Below are 17,202 nucleotides of genomic sequence, written 5' to 3'. Positions count from 1 at the left end.
GCTCGACGATCCCAAGGTCAACCTTTGGGTAGCACGGCCAGATCGAATGAGTCTGGGCGCGGTTCCCCGACGATTTCCCTTCCGGGATTCCCTCTTGCAGCCTCCGGGTGTTGAGTCCCAACCGATCAATCGGGGGCGAGATATGGCAGTGCTTCGCAAGCAGACCGTAAAGGACCGCGACGGCAACATCCTTTATGAGGGCGATGCTGGCTCGCTCAAGGAATTCGTCGAGATGCTCGTCCAGAACGGCAGGTCGCTCGCACGCGTGGACTTGCGCCGTCGCGATCTGTCTGGCCTTGACCTTCATGGCGTCGACTTCCAGGAAGCCTTGCTTGATGGCGCGGATCTGCGCGGCATGTCGGCCTACAGGGGAAAATTCGCCAACGCCTCGCTCCGCGGCGTGGTCGCGCAGGGGCTTTTGGCTGAGGGTGCCGACTTTACCGGGGTCGACGTATCGCCGGATCCGGAAGTATCGGCGCGGCACTACGATCAGCGCGGCGAAGAGAGCATTCCCTCGCACTTCGAAGGTGCCAGACTGACTTACGCCAAATTCTCGGGAGCCGTGCTCGATGGCGCCTTTTTCGATCATGCTGCGATGTCGCGATCGGATCTGTCGGGGGTGAAGGCAGCCGGCGCCTCATTCAAGAAGGCGCGGATGCATGACGTCACTTTCGGCTTCTCTCTATTGGTCGGATCGAGCTTCAACGAAGCCAAGCTGACGACGACGACGGGCGTCGATGCGGCCCATTTGCCGGACCGAACCGCCTGGACGACGGTCGCGAACTGCTCCTTCGACGGGGCAGAACTTGACGGAACGGTGCGAGCTTTCACTCGGGACCATCTCTGGAGCCGCGCTCTGCGGGTGCTCGCTTACTCGGTCTCCTCCGGCGCCATCTTCGCCGGCGCTCACCACTTGCACATCGGCGAGGAAACGTCCGCTCTGGGGGATCTGCTCGCGAGCGGAACGACCCTCGTGATGGCAACCACTGCCGCAGTCGTCCTGAAGGACATGTTGGCCGAGCGCGCTCGTGACTTTGTGGAACACCATCTTTCAGGGGTGGACCACAAGGTGCGGAGCTTTTTCGAGAAGGCCATGAAGGCTGGAGCCAATCTGCGCCATTTGTTGGTTGCTACCGTGAAGGGGCCCGGGCTGAAGGCCATGGTCGGCGCGCTTCGTCAGACCAGGGGCGTAGCCGCCTCCCGCGGGTTCTTTTCCGATTTCTGGGCCGGGCAAGGTCAGGGCTCGACATCCGTGATCTTCGCCGATCGACGCCATTTGGCAGTCGCGCTGGAGGCCCTTTGCGCGGGGGAGGCCCGCCATCGGCTGCAGGGTGATCTGGTCCTGATCGCGCCGCCAGGCGCTCCGGCAGAGGCCTCGATCGTCCGCTACCGCGTCGATGGATCGACTTCGATGGCCTGGGTCTCCAAGAACGGATCAGTTCGCTCCGCCGATTACGACCGGGACGGCGAGCTTCTGCGGCTCGATGACGGTGCGCCGGCCGAGGCCAGGATAACCGGGCACATCCGAAGCTTTGAGACTGCCCTGATTGCGGCTCACGCCTTGAAGCTGGATTACGACCGTACGACCCATCATATCCGGGCCGGGCAGGATGGATCGATCCTGGTGATGAACCGGGCCAATCGCCGCCTGGGTAACCCGCTCGGGCCGTCGTTGATCAAGCCGGACGGCTCGCTCGGGGTCAGTGACGCACGGGCGACCGACGAGCGGCAGCCGCCGGCGGACGCGCCAATGGCGGGCGGTGCCGCGATGCGGCCGTAAACGAATCCTTGGACTGTGGAAACCGGGTGACCAACAGCCCCGGTGTTGCAACACTGCACTTGTCTCAGACGGCGACCCGTGACCTCAATCGTAGCGAAAGTGGGGTCTGGGTCATGTTCTCTCGTGCTTCGTGTCTTGCAGTGTTGCTCGCGACGACCGCGGTTGCGTCGGTCGCTCATGCTTATCCGTCAAAGGAGCCGGAGTTCGACGCTTCGGCCCTGAGCGCGCCCTATGCTCAGCCGGCGCCCTGGCCAGGACTTTTGCCGGTCGCGCCGATGCAGCGTATGACCATGGAAACCGGTATGCGCTATTGGTTCTCGAGCGGGCGCTACAAGCTGGATCTTTACGACTCGAGCGGTAGTCTCAACGTGTCGAGGTTGACCTATGACGGCTCGGTGGCCCAGACGGCTGAGGCCTTCTGGCGCTTCGACTACAATCGGACCTTTCTGAAGGGTAACCTCGGCGGCGGGTCGATCGCGGGCGGCCACATGAGCGATCAGGATTTCCAGCCGGTCACATCGCCGGAATCCAATACCCGGCAGGAGATGAAGGATTCGTCGGTTCGCTATGTTAACGTCGATCTGGGCTACACCATGGTGGACACCGGATACGTCGGTCTGGGGGCCTTCGTCGGCTACGGGTATTGGGCCGAACGGCTCAACACCTTCGGATGCGCCCAGCAGATCGGTGGGGCCATCTGTTCTCCGGTCGCGATCGGGACCGATGTCAACACGCTGAATGGCGAACCGGCCTGGAATATGCTGCGGCTCGGTGCGTCCGGCTCGTGGGAGTTTTATCCCGGCCTGAAGCTGTCGGCGGATGCGGCCTACGTCCGCGGCTGGTTTGCGGGCAAGGACTTCCATGTCCTTCGGCCAGACATCAACGGGACGTCCCTGGACGGGACCGGCAACGGGTTCATGGTGGAATCCATTCTGTCCTGGCAGGTGATGCAGGGCGTGAGCATCGGTGTCGGTGGCCGCTGGTGGCACATAGAGGCGGACGGAGACGCGCGGTTCGATGCGCTGCCGGGCTCCTCATATGCTGCGCAGCCAATCAAGATCGAGCAGGATCGCTACGGCGTTTTTGTGCAGGGGGCTTATAAGTTCGGCGACCGCACTTCGGGGGCGGCGGTTCCGTTCTCGGCATTCAACGGTGCGGGAGCCTCCTGGACCGGTTTCTACGCAGGTCCGACGATCGGCTATGGATCGAGCTTTTCGAAGGATGACTCGGCCACGCTGGCGCCAACCACCGCGAACGGGAGTGTTCTTGTGGGGGCTGGTGCGATTCCGGCCTCCATACCCGTGTCGAACGGCGGCGTTACAGCCGGTGTGACGGTCGGCTATAATTGGCAATTCGGGCGCGGAGTTCTCGGCGCTGAGGGTGATTTCAGCTATGCCCACATTGCCGGCGCAAACGGTTGGACCGATCCGGCCACCGGGGTGACGACGTCGGTCGACCAGTCGCTCGGTTGGTTTGCTACGCTGCGCGCGCGGTTCGGCTATCTTCTAACCAGCGATTTCATGGTTTTCGGCACGGCCGGCGCGGCATTCGGCGATGTCAAGGCCGATGCCTCGTCCCAGCAGGTCTCGAGCTCGTTCCCGTGCGCCGGAACTGCATTGTGCGCCGACGGGTCGGTCTCCAAGGTCCGGATCGGCTGGACCGCGGGTGCCGGCGTCGAATACCGGATCAATTCATGGTCGAGCGTCAAGGCGGAGGCCCTGTATTACGACCTCGGCAGCGCGAACGCGCCCATGACGGACATTTCCGCAGGCGCTCCCGCCAATTTCGATGCGAATTCGAAGTTCACCGCGGGCCTGCTTCGGTCCGGCATCAATTTTCACTGGTGATCGCCGGTACCCAAAGGCCTGATCAACGAGTCCTTGCGCCGCCTGGGTTCAGGCGGGCGTTTCTGTCCGCTTTGGTGAGCCTATGCCGGCGGTTATGGTCGAGATTGACCGAATCGTTAACTGTCCCCAGCGTTCCACAAGGAAAGGAATGCTTTCGCCGTTGGTAGGGAACGAGAGGGCGGTTAATTTGGTCTGGAACGAGGCGGAAGAGGTCCGCTGGAATGAGGAGAAGATCGTTGGCGGCGAGGAACGGATCGGGCGAACAGACGCTTTACTGTTCGTTTTGTGGCAAGAGCCAGAATGAAGTCAAAAAGCTGATCGCGGGCCCGCAGGTCTTCATCTGTGACGAGTGCATCTCGCTTTGCGTCGAGATCGTGCGCGAGGAGAACAAGGTCGTCCTCGGCAAGAGCACCGGCGGCATTCCGGTGCCGAAGGAGATCTGCCGGATTCTGGACGAGTACGTGATCGGACAGACTCACGCCAAGAAAGTGCTCTCGGTCGCCGTTCATAATCACTACAAGCGGCTCTCCCACCAGGACTCCACCGCGAAGGACAAGGATGCGGTCGAGCTGTCCAAGTCCAACATCCTGCTGGTCGGTCCCACCGGATCCGGAAAGACCTTGCTTGCACAGACGCTGGCGCGCATCCTCGATGTGCCCTTCACTATGGCGGACGCGACCACGTTGACTGAAGCCGGTTACGTCGGCGAGGATGTCGAGAACATCATCGTCAAGCTGCTCCAGGCGGCCGAATACAATGTCGAGCGCGCGCAGCGTGGCATCGTCTACATCGATGAGATCGACAAGATCTCGCGCAAATCCGACAATCCATCGCTGACCAGAGACGTCTCCGGTGAGGGTGTCCAGCAGGCGCTGCTGAAGCTCATGGAAGGCACGGTCGCATCCGTTCCGCCTTCAGGCGGGCGCAAACACCCGGCGCAGGAATTCGTGCAGGTCGACACAACCAACATTCTGTTCATCTGCGGTGGAGCGTTCTCGGGACTCGAGAGGGTCATCTCCGAGCGCGGACGCACCACTTCGATCGGATTCGGCGCGACCGTCATGTCTCCGGAGGATCGGCGCGTTGGCGACGTTCTGCGCGAGGTGCAGTCCGAGGACTTGCAGAAGTTTGGTCTCATTCCGGAGTTTATCGGCCGGCTGCCAGTCGTAGCGACGCTGGAAGATCTCGATGAGGCGGCCCTCTGCAAGATTCTCACCGAGCCGAAGAATGCGCTGGTGAAGCAGTTCCAGCAGCTCTTCGAGTTCGAGGATGTCGAACTGAGCTTCACCGATGCCGCAATTTCAGCGGTGGCGAGAAAGGCAATCGAGCGCAAGACCGGTGCCCGGGGCCTGCGGGCTATTATGGAAGGGCTTTTGCTTGACGCGATGTTCGAGCTGCCCTCTTTGGAGGGCGTCCAGACAGTGCAGGTGACCAAGGAATGCGTGGAGGGCAAGTCGCGGCCGCTCTACGTCTACAGCCAGGTGACCCAGCAGCAGCCGCCCGCGGCGGGTTAGGAGAACGGTGTCGCGTCTGCCCGAGTATCTCAAGCACGGCTTCCGGCCGCATGGGCCGGGGCGGCTGCTTTGTCCTGATTGTCGACAGTCGGTATCGAGCAATGCATTTGCGTGGCGACGGCACGTGTGTCCGACGCCCAAGCAGCAGGCGACAGAGGGAGCAAACCAGGAGCAAGGCCCGGCCGAGAGCGACTAGGGGCGCGGCGCCGCGGAAGCTCTTGCCTGCTGTCGTTCGTTGAGCACCGCTTGAATGGCGCGCATGCGCGCCGCCGAGCGTTCGGCAAGCGTCTCGACGTCGTCGACACTGCGTGGCAGGTCGCCCTCGCGAATCCAGGTCGCGGTCGGACGAAGGTCGTCGCCGACCCGAATGCAGGTCGGCTTGGCCTGCATGAATTCGGCGGCCAACGGGCGCGAATGGGTCACCAGGATAAGACCGGCCGTGTTGTCGGGAAGATCCTTTGCAAACCCGCAGAGGAGCTCGCCCAAGGCGCGCTGGTAGCTATCGCTGAGGCCGACGTCAGGCTCGTCCAGCAAAAGCATGTGCGGGCCTTCGCGGCCGCGGCAGGTCTTGAGGCCGCCGAGGACGGCGCGAAGCGAAATCCTCCCGGTCGAGTCTCGTCCTTCCTCGCCGTACATGAAGACGCGATGCATGCCTTGCATGGTCCGGATTCCCATTGAAACCGGCAGGTACTCGATATTGCAGGTGTCGCGCTGCGCCGAGACATTGGCCGCCAATGCGCGTGCAAAGAACGATTTTCCGCCAGCATTGGGCCCGGTAATCGCGACGATGCGCGAGTTTCCGGCTTCAGTTCTGATCGGGCAGGGGGCATCCTGACCAAAGAGCTCGTCGTCGTCGATCGTGGCCTCGAGCGCGGAGCTGAAGACGTCGTGGTGTGCGGCCATAGACCCTCTCAGAAGCCCATCGAGGGCTGCGGCTCGCTCGCTTGGCAAATCCTCGCAATCGCCGCACCTTCCTGCCAGCCGCGGTCAGAGACCGGCCAGGACGCCGCCAGCGCGCTCGCTGGCCAGGAATCGGGATGGCTGTCGGTGTAGGCGATCGACAGGAGCTCGTGCCACACAGTGTCCTGGTCTTCGTTCCAGCCGCGCTCGGGAGCCGTGACAAGATCGGCGAGGCCAACCTGAGAGGGGATGAAGTAGAGATCTGCGACCAGCGCCGGAAGCATTCGGGCAAGGTCCTCGTGACCGAGGCGTCCGGGCAGGACCGATGCGCGGTCTTCCACGCGCCCATCTGAGGCAACGTGTCGATACCTCAATTCGGTATTGATCGAACTGGACTCAATCGAAAGAGCAATCGCGGTGTCGAACGACATGGTGTTGCTCCCGGATTGTGGAGAGGCTTCCATCAGCATCCAGGTGTCAGGGTGGCGGTGCCGGACAGACGCGCCGCGTGTTCAGCGACGTTCCAGCCTTCGGCACTGGTCGGCCAGGCTACTGCCACATCTTCGGCCTTCGGACCGTTCGGCCGACCGTCGCGGTACTCGATGGCCTGAAGCTCGTGCCAAACGTGGTCGTCTTGTGCGAGCCAGCCAGAGGTCTGTTCGAATTCATTCTGGAGATCCGGAAGACCGACCTGGCCCGGGATGAACTGGAGCTCCTTGTCCAGACCGACGAGCATTTTCTCGATCTGAGACTTGGAGAGGCGGCCGTCGAGCAAGACGATGCTCGTCTTCTTATTGTTCGACTTGTCGCGGTAGATGTACTCGATCAGCGTATGCTGGCCGGACCCTTCGAGTGCGAGATTGATTGTGGGTTCGTTCTTCATCGGGGAAGTCCCCTTGCGTGAAAAAAAAGTCGTTGCAAGGATTCGTCCCATGGACGCCGGCAAGCCGCAAACCGCTAGCCGACGTCCCGATCGGATCAGCGCCCCGGTCCGGGCTTGGAGCCGCTTTCGAGCGCGTCGCGAAGGGCGTCGGCGGCCGCCGGACCCTGTGGAAGGGGATCGATGGGCAACGCGCTCTCGACTGTCTCACGAACGAGTTCGAGTGCGAGGAAAGAGTGCCGTTGCTCCGGCGTCAACAGGTCATAGGCCGCCCGGAAAAAGATCTGGAGGTCGCCGACTTCATGATCTGGCTCGCTGTCTTCGCCGTGGCGCTGCGCAATAGTCACGAAGGCCTCGGAATCGAGGGCTTCGATGACCTTCGCCTTCGCCTTGGGCTTGGGCGTGTCATCGGCAAGGACGGGAGCGGTCAGATTGTGCTTGGTGGCCGTGGCGCGAATGGGAGTCAGCGCTTTCTTGAATTCGGCGTCGGTCGGCATATCCTTGGAGCGGCCGCGCGCGACCGACATGACCGCCGTGAGCAGCGCCGAGAGCGTGTCGGCGCATTTGGACCCTGCTCTCCAAGAGTGCCATCCGTCCGAGCTCTGGTTCACCACGTCTCTCCAGTCGGCGAGGTATTTTGCGTACTTATAGAATTGAGGCGCGCGTTCCTTGATGACCTCGACAGCGTTGTCGATCTCGGCTTCGTTCATCCACATCACATCGGCCCCCGGTTGTAGCGATGGTCCTGGGCGTCCATGTCGTCCGACCGGGTTGGATCGTACTCGCCCTTCGCCTCGGCGATCAGACAGCCGATTTCGCTGAACATGTCGCCGTCGATCGGCTGTTCGGTGTCGATCTTCCCGTGGATGCGTTCGAGCATTTCAAGCATTCTGCTTTTGAGGTCGGATGCCATGGCGGTCTTTCTCGAGGAGGCTGGAACTCAGTCCGGCAGCTATCAGGGGACATTAACGCGATGCCCTGCATGTCGGAACGGGGGACGTCAAATAGTGGGAGCCGGGGCCTCTTCTCGCCATTCAGCGGGCAGGCACGGGGTGTCGAAAGCAACGGCGATGACGTCCTCATCCGTGCCGTCTTCGATGACCCAGGTCGTCGACCTGACCTCGACGATCTTGTGGCCGCGCTTCTCCATCTCTTTTCTGATCCGGTCCTCGTCGACCCAATCGTCGCAGAGATAGACGGCAACGCCGGGAACGACCGACGGACCTGCGCCGCTGCCAATGCCAAGAGAACGCATCACCTCGTCGAGGTCGTTCTCGGCCCTGCTGCGGTCGAAGTGGGCCCGGCGCTCTGCGTTAACACAGGCGTCACTCTCTTTTTTGCTCATCAAGTCGGCCATGGAAGATGCTCCAGAAACGGCTTCGACCCTACAGGAGCCGCCCGCAATCGCGAAACCGGCGGAACGCTCAGGAGTGTGTCCCGCCGCGCTTCAGGCTAGGGGCTCTTGCGGCGGTCCATAGCCTTGGCCATGGCGGCAGCAAATGCGCCACCGCCGGCACCTTCAGTCCGCGACTTGTAGCGGTCGACCATCTTTGAACTGGCGCTGCCTTGCTGCCGTCGCTCGCCGGGCTGAGGCAGGGCATCCGACAAGCGCAATGTCAGCGAAATGCGCTTGCGGGCCACATCCACCTCAAGCACCTTCACCTTCACGACCTCGCCGGGCTTGACCACCTCGCGGGGATCATTGATCCGCCGTTCGGACATCGCCGAGATGTGGATCAGGCCGTCCTGGTGCACGCCGATGTCGGCGAAGGCGCCGAACGCTGCGACATTGGTGACAGTCGCCTCCAGGATCATGCCGGGTTTCAGGTCGGAGATCTTCTCGACGCCTTCCTGGAAGGTCGCTGTCTTGAATTCGGGGCGGGGATCGCGGCCCGGCTTGTCGAGTTCCCGGATGATGTCGGTGACGGTCGGGACACCGAACCGCTCGTCGGCAAAGCTGGCCGGCTTGAGCGACTTGAGGGTCTTGGATTGACCGATCAGAGCCTTGATGTCGCTCCTGGTCGCCTCCAGGATCTTCTTGACGATCGGGTAGGATTCCGGATGGACGCCCGAGGCGTCGAGCGGATTTTCGCCATCGCGGATCCTCAGGAAGCCCGCGCATTGCTCGAACGCCTTCGGGCCCAGCCGCGGGACGTCACGCAGCTTTTCGCGGCTGTTGAACGGGCCATTGACGTCGCGGTGGGCGACGATGCTCTGCGCCAGGCCTTCTCCGATGCCTGAGACACGGGCGAGGAGGGGAGCTGAAGCGGTGTTGAGGTCAACGCCGACGGCGTTGACGCAGTCCTCCACGGTGGCGTCGAGGGCCCGCGCGAGCTCGTATTGATTGAGGTCGTGCTGGTATTGGCCGACGCCGATGGCCTGGGGCGGGATCTTCACGAGCTCGCCGAGCGGGTCCTGCAGGCGGCGCGCGATGGAGACAGCGCCGCGGATCGAGACGTCGAGGTCGGGAAATTCCTTCGAGGCAAATTCCGACGCCGAGTAGACCGAGGCGCCAGCCTCGGAGACGACCGCCTTGGTGAGCTTCAGATCCGGTTTGAGCTTGATCAGGTCGGTGACCAGCTTCTCCGTTTCGCGGGAGGCGGTGCCATTGCCGATCGCAACCAGGTCGACCTGATGCTTGATGCAGAGCTGTGCGATCTTGAGCATGCTCTCATTCCACTGCCGGGCCGGCTCGTGGGGGTAGATGGTCGTGTGATCAACGAGCTTGCCGGTGCGATCGATCACGGCAACCTTGACTCCGGTGCGGAAGCCGGGGTCGAGCCCGATCGTGGCGCGGCCGCCGGCCGGAGCCGCGAGCAGGAGATCGCGGAGGTTGGTCGCGAAGACCCGAACTGCCTCCTTCTCCGCCTGCTGCATGAGACGCATCCGCAGGTCGAGGGCAAGTCCGCTTTTGATCCTGGTGCGCCAGGCCCAGCGCACGGAATCGGAGAGGAAGGCATCGGCAGGCCGGCCCTTGCGCGAAATGCCGAAAGTGGTCGCGATGCGGTTTTCGTAGATTGAGGGGTCTCGGGAATCCGCCGGTTCGCCGTCGCCGAAGTCAAGGCTGATGACCTCTTCCTTTTCGGCGCGTAGCAGCGCCAGGATCCGGTGCGATGGAAGCTTCTCGTACGGTTCAGAGAAGTCGAAATAGTCGGAGAACTTGGCGCCGGCCTCCTTCTTGCCTTCCCGCACGGTGGCCTTCATCTGTCCGCGCTTCCACATTTCCTCGCGAAGGCTGCCGGTGAGGTCCGCATGCTCGGAGAACCGCTCGACCAGGATGGCGCGGGCGCCTTCCAGGGCTGCCTTGACGTCCGCGACCTGGTGTTCGCCGTCGGTCTTGATAAAGGCCGTGGCTTCTGTATCCGGGGTCCTGTCCGGGTTGGACAGCAGCAAGTCGGCGAGTGGCTCGAGTCCGGCCTCCTTGGCGATCTGGGCCTTGGTCCGGCGTTTTTCCTTGAAGGGCAGGTAGATGTCCTCCAGACGGGCCTTGGTGTCTGCGGCAAGCAGCGCCTTCTCGATCTCGGGGGTCAGTTTGCCCTGTGACTTGATGGTTTCCACGATCGAGGTCCGGCGGGCGTCCATCTCGCGCAGATAGCGAAGCCGCTCCTCCAGGGCGCGCAGCTGGGCGTCGTCCAGCATACCAGTCGCTTCCTTGCGGTAGCGGGCAATGAAGGGGACGGTCGCGCCACCGTCGAGCAAGTCGATTGCGGTCTGGACCTGTTCGTCGCGTACGGAGAGCTCTTTGGCGATGATGGAGGCGGGTTTGAGCACTGAAGTCTTTCTTCGAATTGTAAGAGAAAGAGGAGGTGGCGATTTGACCCTCCCAGCTAGCCGAACGCAACGGTCTGTGGGGAGGGTGTGGAAAAGCGGGGAAAGATTACCAATTGATCGCTGTAGCTCCGGAGAAAGCCGAAGCAGTCGTCAAGGATTCGCGCTAAGGATTCGCCTGTTCGAGTACAGGGTGTATCGATGTTGGACAGTGTAGCAGTGCGGGATTTCGTGTCGGACCAGCTCTTGAGCTGGCCGCAACCGGACAATCTCCGGACTTTTGACAATTTCGAGCCGGTTCCGGGATCCCGGATCGTTATCGAAGCCTTGAAGCAGGTCGTGTTCTCCGCCGGCCGCCGGGCTGCCTGTTCCCCCATTCATATCTTCGGCGAGACGGGTGCGGGGAAGACCCACCTTCTGAATGCACTGGCCGGCGAGCTGAAGGACGGTGGAGTTCCCTATGTGCACTTAGACGGACGAATCCTGAAGAGTGCGGAAAGGATTGCTTCTTACGATCTGGGTTTTCGAGCGCGCGACAGTCTCCTCGAGGCGTCGGTCGCAATTGTTGACAATGTTCATGACCTGGATGGACTGAAGTGTGCTGGCGCCATCCAGGCCGCGCTCGCTGATTTGGCCGATGCCAAATTCCAGGTCGTCCTGGCGTCGGACTTTCCCGCCGAGTGTCTGAGCGGCTTGCTGCCGTCGTTTGCAAACAGTCTACAAGGAGGCCTGGAGCTCAAGATCGCTCGCAGGGGGGTGGTTGAGCCTGAGGTGGTCGTCCTTACTCCCGCGGCCATTCTGAAGGCAGTCTCAATCTATTACCGCGTGTCGATCGTCGAACTGAAGGGCAGGAGGAGGACAGCGCAAGTCTCGAATGCTCGGCATGTGGCGATGTATCTGCTCAGGATCCTGGGAGTTCAACTTTCCTTTCCTGAAATTGGCCGATTGCTTGGCAATCGTGATCACACGACGGTCATGCACGGGGTCGGACGAATCGAGAAGTTGCTCGAGAGCAGCCATGGCGTGGCGCAGGAGATCGCTCTGATCCGGCGCAGTTTGTTGCGATCGATGGGTTGAGAGGACGGGCGCAAATGCCGCCGGATCACCAAAAACGCCGGTTCGGGCCAGAGGTGGCTGCCAAGAGCTTCGCTCCCCGCGAGCGTGAGGCTGCAGGTCTTTTGGCGAAGCTCGAGACGGGTGACGGGTCGCACGACCTAGCTCACATTTGTCGCGTCTGGGCGAACGTTAAGCTGCTCGCGACCGATGAACACGCTGACCTCGATGTGCTGATGTCGGCGACGATTCTCCACGACTGCGTCTTCGTGGAAAAGAATTCTCCCATGCGGCGCCGGGCCTCCCGGCTCTCTGCCGTGAGGGCCTGCGACATTCTGTTCGGCCTCGGACGCGAGGGCAGCTTCGTGTCAAGCGTCGCGCATGCGATCGAGGCCCATAGCTTTTCGGGTGGCGTAGTGCCGGAGACGGCCGAAGCCCGTGTGCTGCGGGATGCAGACCGACTGGACGCGATTGGGGCCATCGGGATCGCCCGTTGTTTCTATGTGTCAGGCCGGCTTGGACGCATGCTCTACGATCCGGAGGATCCGGGTGCCGAGCATCGTCCGCATGATGACGAGACCTTTGCGATTGATCACTTCCCGGCGAAGCTATTCAAGCTGCAGGAAGGCATGCTCACTTCGCGCGGGCGGGTCATCGCTCAACGGCGCACGGAACTCATGACGCGCTTTCTTGCGGATCTCAGCGCGGAAATCGGTGGTGCAAATGCTTGACGCGCTTGTCGCGCTTGATGGGCTCGTCGCAGACCTTTGCGAGGACCTCTATCTTTGGTGCTTTGACCGGACAGGCATCCCACTGGCGAACGCGTATACGATCGTGATGCTGACAATCCCTGTGACGCGGGTTGTGTCGGGGCAAGACAATTGGATGGCTATGGTGCCCATGGCTGCGGTGGTGATCTGCGTGGGTCACTTTGTCGGCTATGGCCAACGGCGGATGTCTAAGCAAGCCTGGAACGCATGCGTTGAAGGCCTTCGGAGATCGCCCGTGCGTCAGGTGACTTTCTCCCTGATCGTCCTCATGTCGTTCGCTGTTGTTTTCGGTCTCGTTTTGCAGGGCCGTGCAGACGCACCAGCGTTATTTGCTCCGCCGATCGCATTCTACCTGTTCCTGATCCGCCTGCGGGAGAGACAGCCACCACAAAGGAGGGTGGCCAAAGCCGCAGTGAACAAAGCATGACGGACCGGTTGTCTCGAAGAGCTGCAGGGCGTCCAAAGCGATCTTTTGTCCCGATTCTTCTTTGGTTTTCAATCGAAACTGGCATGCGGCTATGCGGGCGTGATCGCGAGCCTCCACAAAACGAGAGCCGGCACGGTGCGATTCCTGACGGTGTCAGCTAGCCGGCGTGTTCAATCTTGCCGGGGCCGACCATAAGGTCGCTGTCATGAATATCCAGATCATCCGCCTCCCGAAGGTCTTTCACGTCGGCACGCTCGACCCCGCGAACCTCGGTGCAAACTCCGGGGGCGCGAGCCTTGAGGGGGCATGCCTTTCGGTGTCGCTCTGTCCAAACGCCTGGTCTGCGATCGTCAAGATTGGCGATGGCCTTCACGAATTGCGCAACGAGGGCGGTACTTTCCTCGACATCTCCGCGCTGCTTGGCGACGAGGCTTCCAAGGCAGAATTGATCGCCTGGGGGAAAGAGAACGGCTACGCTCGATTGCGGAAGCTCTGGCGATCCTGGCGGTACGACGGAGAGGCCGACGAATGGCGCTTCCTGTTATGTCGGACGGCGCAGGAAGCCCTCGAAGAGGCGCGGGCGTACGATGACGAGGCATATCCCTCTCCGGCCGACGTGCCTGCCCCGGACGGGCACAAGGGCATCGAGCCGGAGGCAGTGTCCATCGGGACGGCAAAGCTGCGCAGGCTGACAGGCCACGCTCTCCGGCCCGACGAGGATGCCAGCGACGCTCTTGCCGTCGCCTTCGCGATGGTGCGCGTTCCCGAGCAGACAGGCATTGAGCTCGACGGCGTCTGGTGGCGTGAGGCGTTCGACCCAGCGCTGCTTTCAGCTCCTCGGGGCGGCATATTCCCGGATCGGGTAAAGCTTTGGGCTGCGATCCGGGCCGATCTTCTTGATGTCGATGATGACCTCGAGCTCGGCGAGATGCCGGAATCCGAGCCTCTCGAGACGGTGGTCAACCGACCTGTGTGAAACTGCAGGCGCGCCATGCTGCAAGGGAGCGCCGGCGGAGCCGCTTCACGAAGCAGGCGAGTTCGCCCCTGGCTTTGTCGCGCAGCTTGGCCAGCCGGTGATTGATCCCAGCCTTGATGGGGGCAACAAGGGCATGCGACAGCTGGTAGGCGCGCATCGTTCCTTCGTATATCGCCTTGAACCAGCCGATCGAGAGCAGCTTTTCGCGGGTGGCATCGAAGATGAACGCCAGCATGCCGACGCCCATGAGCTTGGCTGCAACGAACAATCCAATCACCGCGATCCAGTGGTGGTGCATCAGAAGCCACACCTCCAGGCATTTCACCGGGATACCGAGCGAGAGCGGCGACAGGAAGACGACCAGGGCGCCGTAGGGGGACAGAGCTCCGATACGCCGTGCCATCCAGCGCTTCAGGTACTCGAGCGGGAGTGCGGCCACGAGCTTGCCGATCACCGGAGCGAGCCGGTCCCAGAGCCAGGCCTCCACAAGGAACAGGGCGGCGATCAGAACCAGGAGGGGACGCGCCAGGCGACGCGTCAAGGATTCGATACTCATTGGTACAAGGCACCTCACACTGGGGAGGATGGGCCCTGGCCCTATTCGATCGCAAGAGGGCATCATGCGGCAACGTGAAGCAGTGCACCGCGAAAACGCGGGTGTTTCACCCAATGGTGAACAACCTTTAAGTGTCCGAGAGCTGCGAAGCGGCGACGAACCGTGACGATCCGGTGGAAAGCGGGGAGGCGGACCTCGACGAAGATCTCCCTTGCCCGGTTGGACGGTAAGGAAAATGGTCTTCCGCCACGCAAGGACTCGACATGAGACGCAGCTGCAGGACTTACCGTCAGATCAAGGGATGGGCCGACAAGGAATATGCCACCCACGTGATGACCGAGGGGGAATGTGTCTCGCGACATTTCCGGCGCGCGGACGGAAGCTCGTTCCATCACTTCAATCTCACCTGGGTGCCAGGAACGGCGAGCCTTTCGGGCGATCAGGGAGAGCTGTCCTTGGTTCACTATTCTGCGCTGAAGGACTTCCGCAAGGGGATGGAATGGCTGGCCGGCAGCTCCTACAGCTATCTGATGGAAAAAGCGGCCGGCCGGAACAGGGAATACGATCGGGACGGAACGGTTGACGAGCTGGTGGAGATGGCAAATAGCGAGATCGCCGACGCGATCGGGCGTCATCGCGAGGAGGTCCGGGCGTATCGGAGGGCGAGCGCGCCAGGTAGATCGCAATTCTGCGCCGACTTCGACGAGTGGTTCGAATTGGGCATGCTTGGTTCTCCGCCGCTGTTTGAGGACTACGACATCCCGGATCGGTCCGACTATGTTTCAGATTTCGTGTTCTTCACGGAGCGCGACGACCGGCCGTGGCAGGTGCGAAACCCCGATCGGATCGACGAAGGCCGGCTGCCGGCCGGCTGTCACCTCTGGTTTGCGATGTGGAAGGAGTTGGATGCGACGCCCGATCCGCGGGACATCTTTACTGCGAGAGGACGCCGGCAGATCCGTCAGGCACTCGAGTGTCACCTGGCCGACGGTGGGCAGGAGCGAGCGGTCGATTTTGCGAGAGAGATTGGACTGTCTGACTACTATGGCAATGAGAAATGGTCCGAGCGCACGATCTGGCAAATCGAGGCCCTGAAGTTCGGCGCCAGAGCAATCGTCGCGGAGTTTGTAGCCAGGGATCGGAAGTGGCGGTACCTGAAATGGTTGCAGAAGGCGGCATTCCGGTTTCGCCTCCCTGCGCTACGGGCCAAGACGGCCTCACGGGGAGCGCTGGCAATTTTCCGGTCCAAACGATAAGGATCGATGATCGACATCTTGGATGCCAACCATGCGGTTTAATATCGTCAAGAAGAAGAGCTTCGAGGGTGCCGAAGCTGTTGTTGCCGACAGCTACGAAGCGCTGCTAGCCCGGCTGGAGCGGGAACCAGAATTCGTCACCTGGCCAGACATCGAGGTGCAGGTCGTACTTGGAGGCGCAGACGAATGCGCCTTCTGGAATGTCGATCAGCGAGCTCTGGGCTTCCACGCTATCGCGGCGTTGAAGTCAGAGGACGACGACGAATTCTTCGAAGTGAACGAAAATCACGAGATCCATCTCAATGTCGAGTCCGGGACGCAGGTGGTCGCGTCGATCGTCGCGACCCCTTCGAGCGATCGGGACATAGAGATTGATCTCGCCTCGTTGTTGGTTACGGCGCCCCACGAGCTGCTTCACCTCAGGGAATGGTTGCAGGCTGCCCGCGGCCGCACGCCCTTGCAGGTCTTCGACCAGGATGAAGGGGAGATCGGCGTTCGAAGGATTCAGCAAGGAATCGAGCCAAGCTCAGGCGTTGCCGAGGATCGCGTCGAGAAGGAGGCTCGAGACATCGTTTGGCGAATGATGCCGGGCTTTATCGAAGAGCGTGCGCTCAAAGTAGTTGAAGCGCTGAGGCAATCGCCGGTCCCCGCAATGGGGTAAGCCGCAAAAGTCTCATTCCCGCCAGAGACAGATACTCTTCCCGTCGGTGACGTTGCCGTCAGTGCCGGGAAGGTATTTGCCGTCGATCTTGTCCGGCCGGACGTATTTCGCGAGGAATTCGACCTTCCCTTCGCGCTCAACGCGCCACACAGCGCCTTCGACCGGCTCAGTCGCTCCGTGATGTCCCAACGGGCCGAGCAAGCCGAGAGCATCCTCGATAGAGAGGGCCTCTTCCGCGTCGTGGATGGTCTTCGCGGTCAGGATTTCGGCGGCCGCGCACCGCTGCGAGAACTCGTCGGTACAGACGCGATCGGTCCCGCGGAAAATGTCGAATGCTATGAAGGGCGCAAAGCCCGGATGGTACGGATCGTAAACTGTGCCGTGGGCCACTGTCAGCCACTCGCCGACAATGCGTTCGCCGGGCTCCAGCAAGGCTGTGAAGCCCTCGTGGCGGCGTCGAACGTAATCGTCGAACAGGCGCAGGTGTTCGTGCGGCGCGGAGAGGGCGGGATAGCCGGCCCGACCAAGAGCATGAATAACGCCGGCGACGTTGGCCACAGACATGCAAGCTCCGTCGAGTTTCTCACGAACGACGATGCGGTCGCCCTTGCGGGGCTTCTCGCACAGGATGCGTGCCATGCCCTCGTTGACGTGCCAATCGCCAGTGCCAATCCGAGATCGCGGAAGGTGGCCGATCGAGCCGTAAGCCTTGGCGTTCAGTGGTTTTGGTATCTTCTGCGGGCTTGGGGCCGTTCTCCTGCCAAGGTCTCCTGGAGGGAGTATGGTATCCGAATTCAGGTTGTCCGCCAAGGCA

The 17,202-nt window shown here is 61.8% G+C and carries 18 protein-coding genes; 9 read left to right on the top strand and 9 right to left on the bottom strand.

From position 1 onward, the window contains the following. Positions 1-142 precede the first annotated feature (142 nt). From ACVIGB_RS03960 to clpX, 3 genes are all read left to right on the top strand, one after another. A complete protein-coding gene (locus ACVIGB_RS03960) occupies positions 143-1,780 on the top strand; it encodes a pentapeptide repeat-containing protein (RefSeq protein WP_456718036.1) in 1,638 nt (545 codons plus the stop codon). A 26-nt stretch (positions 1,781-1,806) separates the two neighbouring features. Then, on the top strand, positions 1,807-3,627 hold the full coding sequence (locus ACVIGB_RS03955) for an outer membrane protein (RefSeq protein WP_456718037.1): 1,821 nt from the start codon (positions 1,807-1,809) through the stop codon (positions 3,625-3,627). A gap of 236 nt (positions 3,628-3,863) precedes the next feature. After that, positions 3,864-5,141: an ATP-dependent Clp protease ATP-binding subunit ClpX gene (clpX, locus tag ACVIGB_RS03950; protein ID WP_456718038.1), complete on the top strand. Its 1,278-nt coding sequence runs from the start codon at positions 3,864-3,866 to the stop codon at positions 5,139-5,141. Between the two features lie 192 nt (positions 5,142-5,333). Here the strand turns inward: clpX and ACVIGB_RS03945 are convergent, their stop codons facing one another. From ACVIGB_RS03945 to ACVIGB_RS03915, 7 genes are all read right to left on the bottom strand, one after another. Continuing rightward, positions 5,334-6,044 (bottom strand): hypothetical protein, encoded by a 711-nt coding sequence (locus ACVIGB_RS03945; protein WP_456718039.1) that lies wholly within the window; start codon positions 6,042-6,044, stop codon positions 5,334-5,336. Positions 6,045-6,052: 8 nt separating this feature from the next. Then, positions 6,053-6,382 carry a hypothetical protein gene (locus ACVIGB_RS03940; RefSeq protein ID WP_456718040.1) on the bottom strand — a complete coding sequence of 110 codons (330 nt, stop codon included), beginning with the start codon at positions 6,380-6,382 and terminating at the stop codon, positions 6,053-6,055. A 122-nt stretch (positions 6,383-6,504) separates the two neighbouring features. Further along, positions 6,505-6,924 (bottom strand): hypothetical protein, encoded by a 420-nt coding sequence (locus ACVIGB_RS03935; RefSeq protein ID WP_456718041.1) that lies wholly within the window; start codon positions 6,922-6,924, stop codon positions 6,505-6,507. A gap of 95 nt (positions 6,925-7,019) precedes the next feature. After that, positions 7,020-7,631 carry a hypothetical protein gene (locus ACVIGB_RS03930; protein WP_456718042.1) on the bottom strand — a complete coding sequence of 204 codons (612 nt, stop codon included), beginning with the start codon at positions 7,629-7,631 and terminating at the stop codon, positions 7,020-7,022. A gap of 5 nt (positions 7,632-7,636) precedes the next feature. Beyond that, complete coding sequence (locus ACVIGB_RS03925; protein ID WP_456718043.1) at positions 7,637-7,834, bottom strand: hypothetical protein; 198 nt, start codon at positions 7,832-7,834, stop codon at positions 7,637-7,639. Between the two features lie 87 nt (positions 7,835-7,921). Continuing rightward, the gene (locus tag ACVIGB_RS03920; protein ID WP_456718044.1) at positions 7,922-8,278 is read right to left on the bottom strand and encodes a hypothetical protein; all 357 of its coding nucleotides are present in this window, start codon (positions 8,276-8,278) and stop codon (positions 7,922-7,924) included. A gap of 95 nt (positions 8,279-8,373) precedes the next feature. After that, positions 8,374-10,692: a Tex family protein gene (locus ACVIGB_RS03915; RefSeq protein ID WP_456718045.1), complete on the bottom strand. Its 2,319-nt coding sequence runs from the start codon at positions 10,690-10,692 to the stop codon at positions 8,374-8,376. Positions 10,693-10,890: 198 nt separating this feature from the next. Between ACVIGB_RS03915 and ACVIGB_RS03910 the strand changes: the two genes are divergently transcribed. From ACVIGB_RS03910 to ACVIGB_RS03895, 4 genes are all read left to right on the top strand, one after another. Then, positions 10,891-11,766, top strand: coding sequence for a helix-turn-helix domain-containing protein (locus ACVIGB_RS03910; protein WP_456718046.1), 876 nt, complete (start codon positions 10,891-10,893; stop codon positions 11,764-11,766). 14 nt (positions 11,767-11,780) lie between these two features. Then, positions 11,781-12,473, top strand: a complete 693-nt coding sequence (locus ACVIGB_RS03905; RefSeq protein WP_456718047.1) for an HD domain-containing protein — start codon at positions 11,781-11,783, stop codon at positions 12,471-12,473. After that, positions 12,466-12,939, top strand: a complete 474-nt coding sequence (locus ACVIGB_RS03900; protein WP_456718048.1) for a hypothetical protein — start codon at positions 12,466-12,468, stop codon at positions 12,937-12,939. Before ACVIGB_RS03905 ends, ACVIGB_RS03900 begins: the two co-directional genes overlap by 8 nt. Positions 12,940-13,144: 205 nt before the next feature. Next, positions 13,145-13,915: a hypothetical protein gene (locus tag ACVIGB_RS03895; RefSeq protein ID WP_456718049.1), complete on the top strand. Its 771-nt coding sequence runs from the start codon at positions 13,145-13,147 to the stop codon at positions 13,913-13,915. Here ACVIGB_RS03895 and ACVIGB_RS03890 read toward each other — a convergent pair. Then, positions 13,899-14,471, bottom strand: a complete 573-nt coding sequence (locus tag ACVIGB_RS03890) for a hypothetical protein (protein ID WP_456718050.1) — start codon at positions 14,469-14,471, stop codon at positions 13,899-13,901. The two genes, ACVIGB_RS03895 and ACVIGB_RS03890, sit on opposite strands and share 17 nt — an antisense overlap. 494 nt (positions 14,472-14,965) lie before the next feature. On the opposite strand from ACVIGB_RS03890, the gene ACVIGB_RS03885 reads away from it, so the two are divergent. Next, positions 14,966-15,727 (top strand): hypothetical protein, encoded by a 762-nt coding sequence (locus ACVIGB_RS03885; protein WP_456718051.1) that lies wholly within the window; start codon positions 14,966-14,968, stop codon positions 15,725-15,727. A gap of 31 nt (positions 15,728-15,758) precedes the next feature. After that, the gene (locus tag ACVIGB_RS03880) at positions 15,759-16,388 is read left to right on the top strand and encodes a hypothetical protein (protein ID WP_456718052.1); all 630 of its coding nucleotides are present in this window, start codon (positions 15,759-15,761) and stop codon (positions 16,386-16,388) included. A gap of 12 nt (positions 16,389-16,400) precedes the next feature. Here the strand turns inward: ACVIGB_RS03880 and ACVIGB_RS03875 are convergent, their stop codons facing one another. Next, a complete protein-coding gene (locus ACVIGB_RS03875) occupies positions 16,401-17,198 on the bottom strand; it encodes an RNA ligase family protein (RefSeq protein ID WP_456718053.1) in 798 nt (265 codons plus the stop codon). Positions 17,199-17,202 lie beyond the last annotated feature (4 nt).

This window comes from Bradyrhizobium sp. USDA 4341, from assembly GCF_054063755.1.
This window is presented reverse-complemented; position numbering and strand designations above follow the sequence as displayed.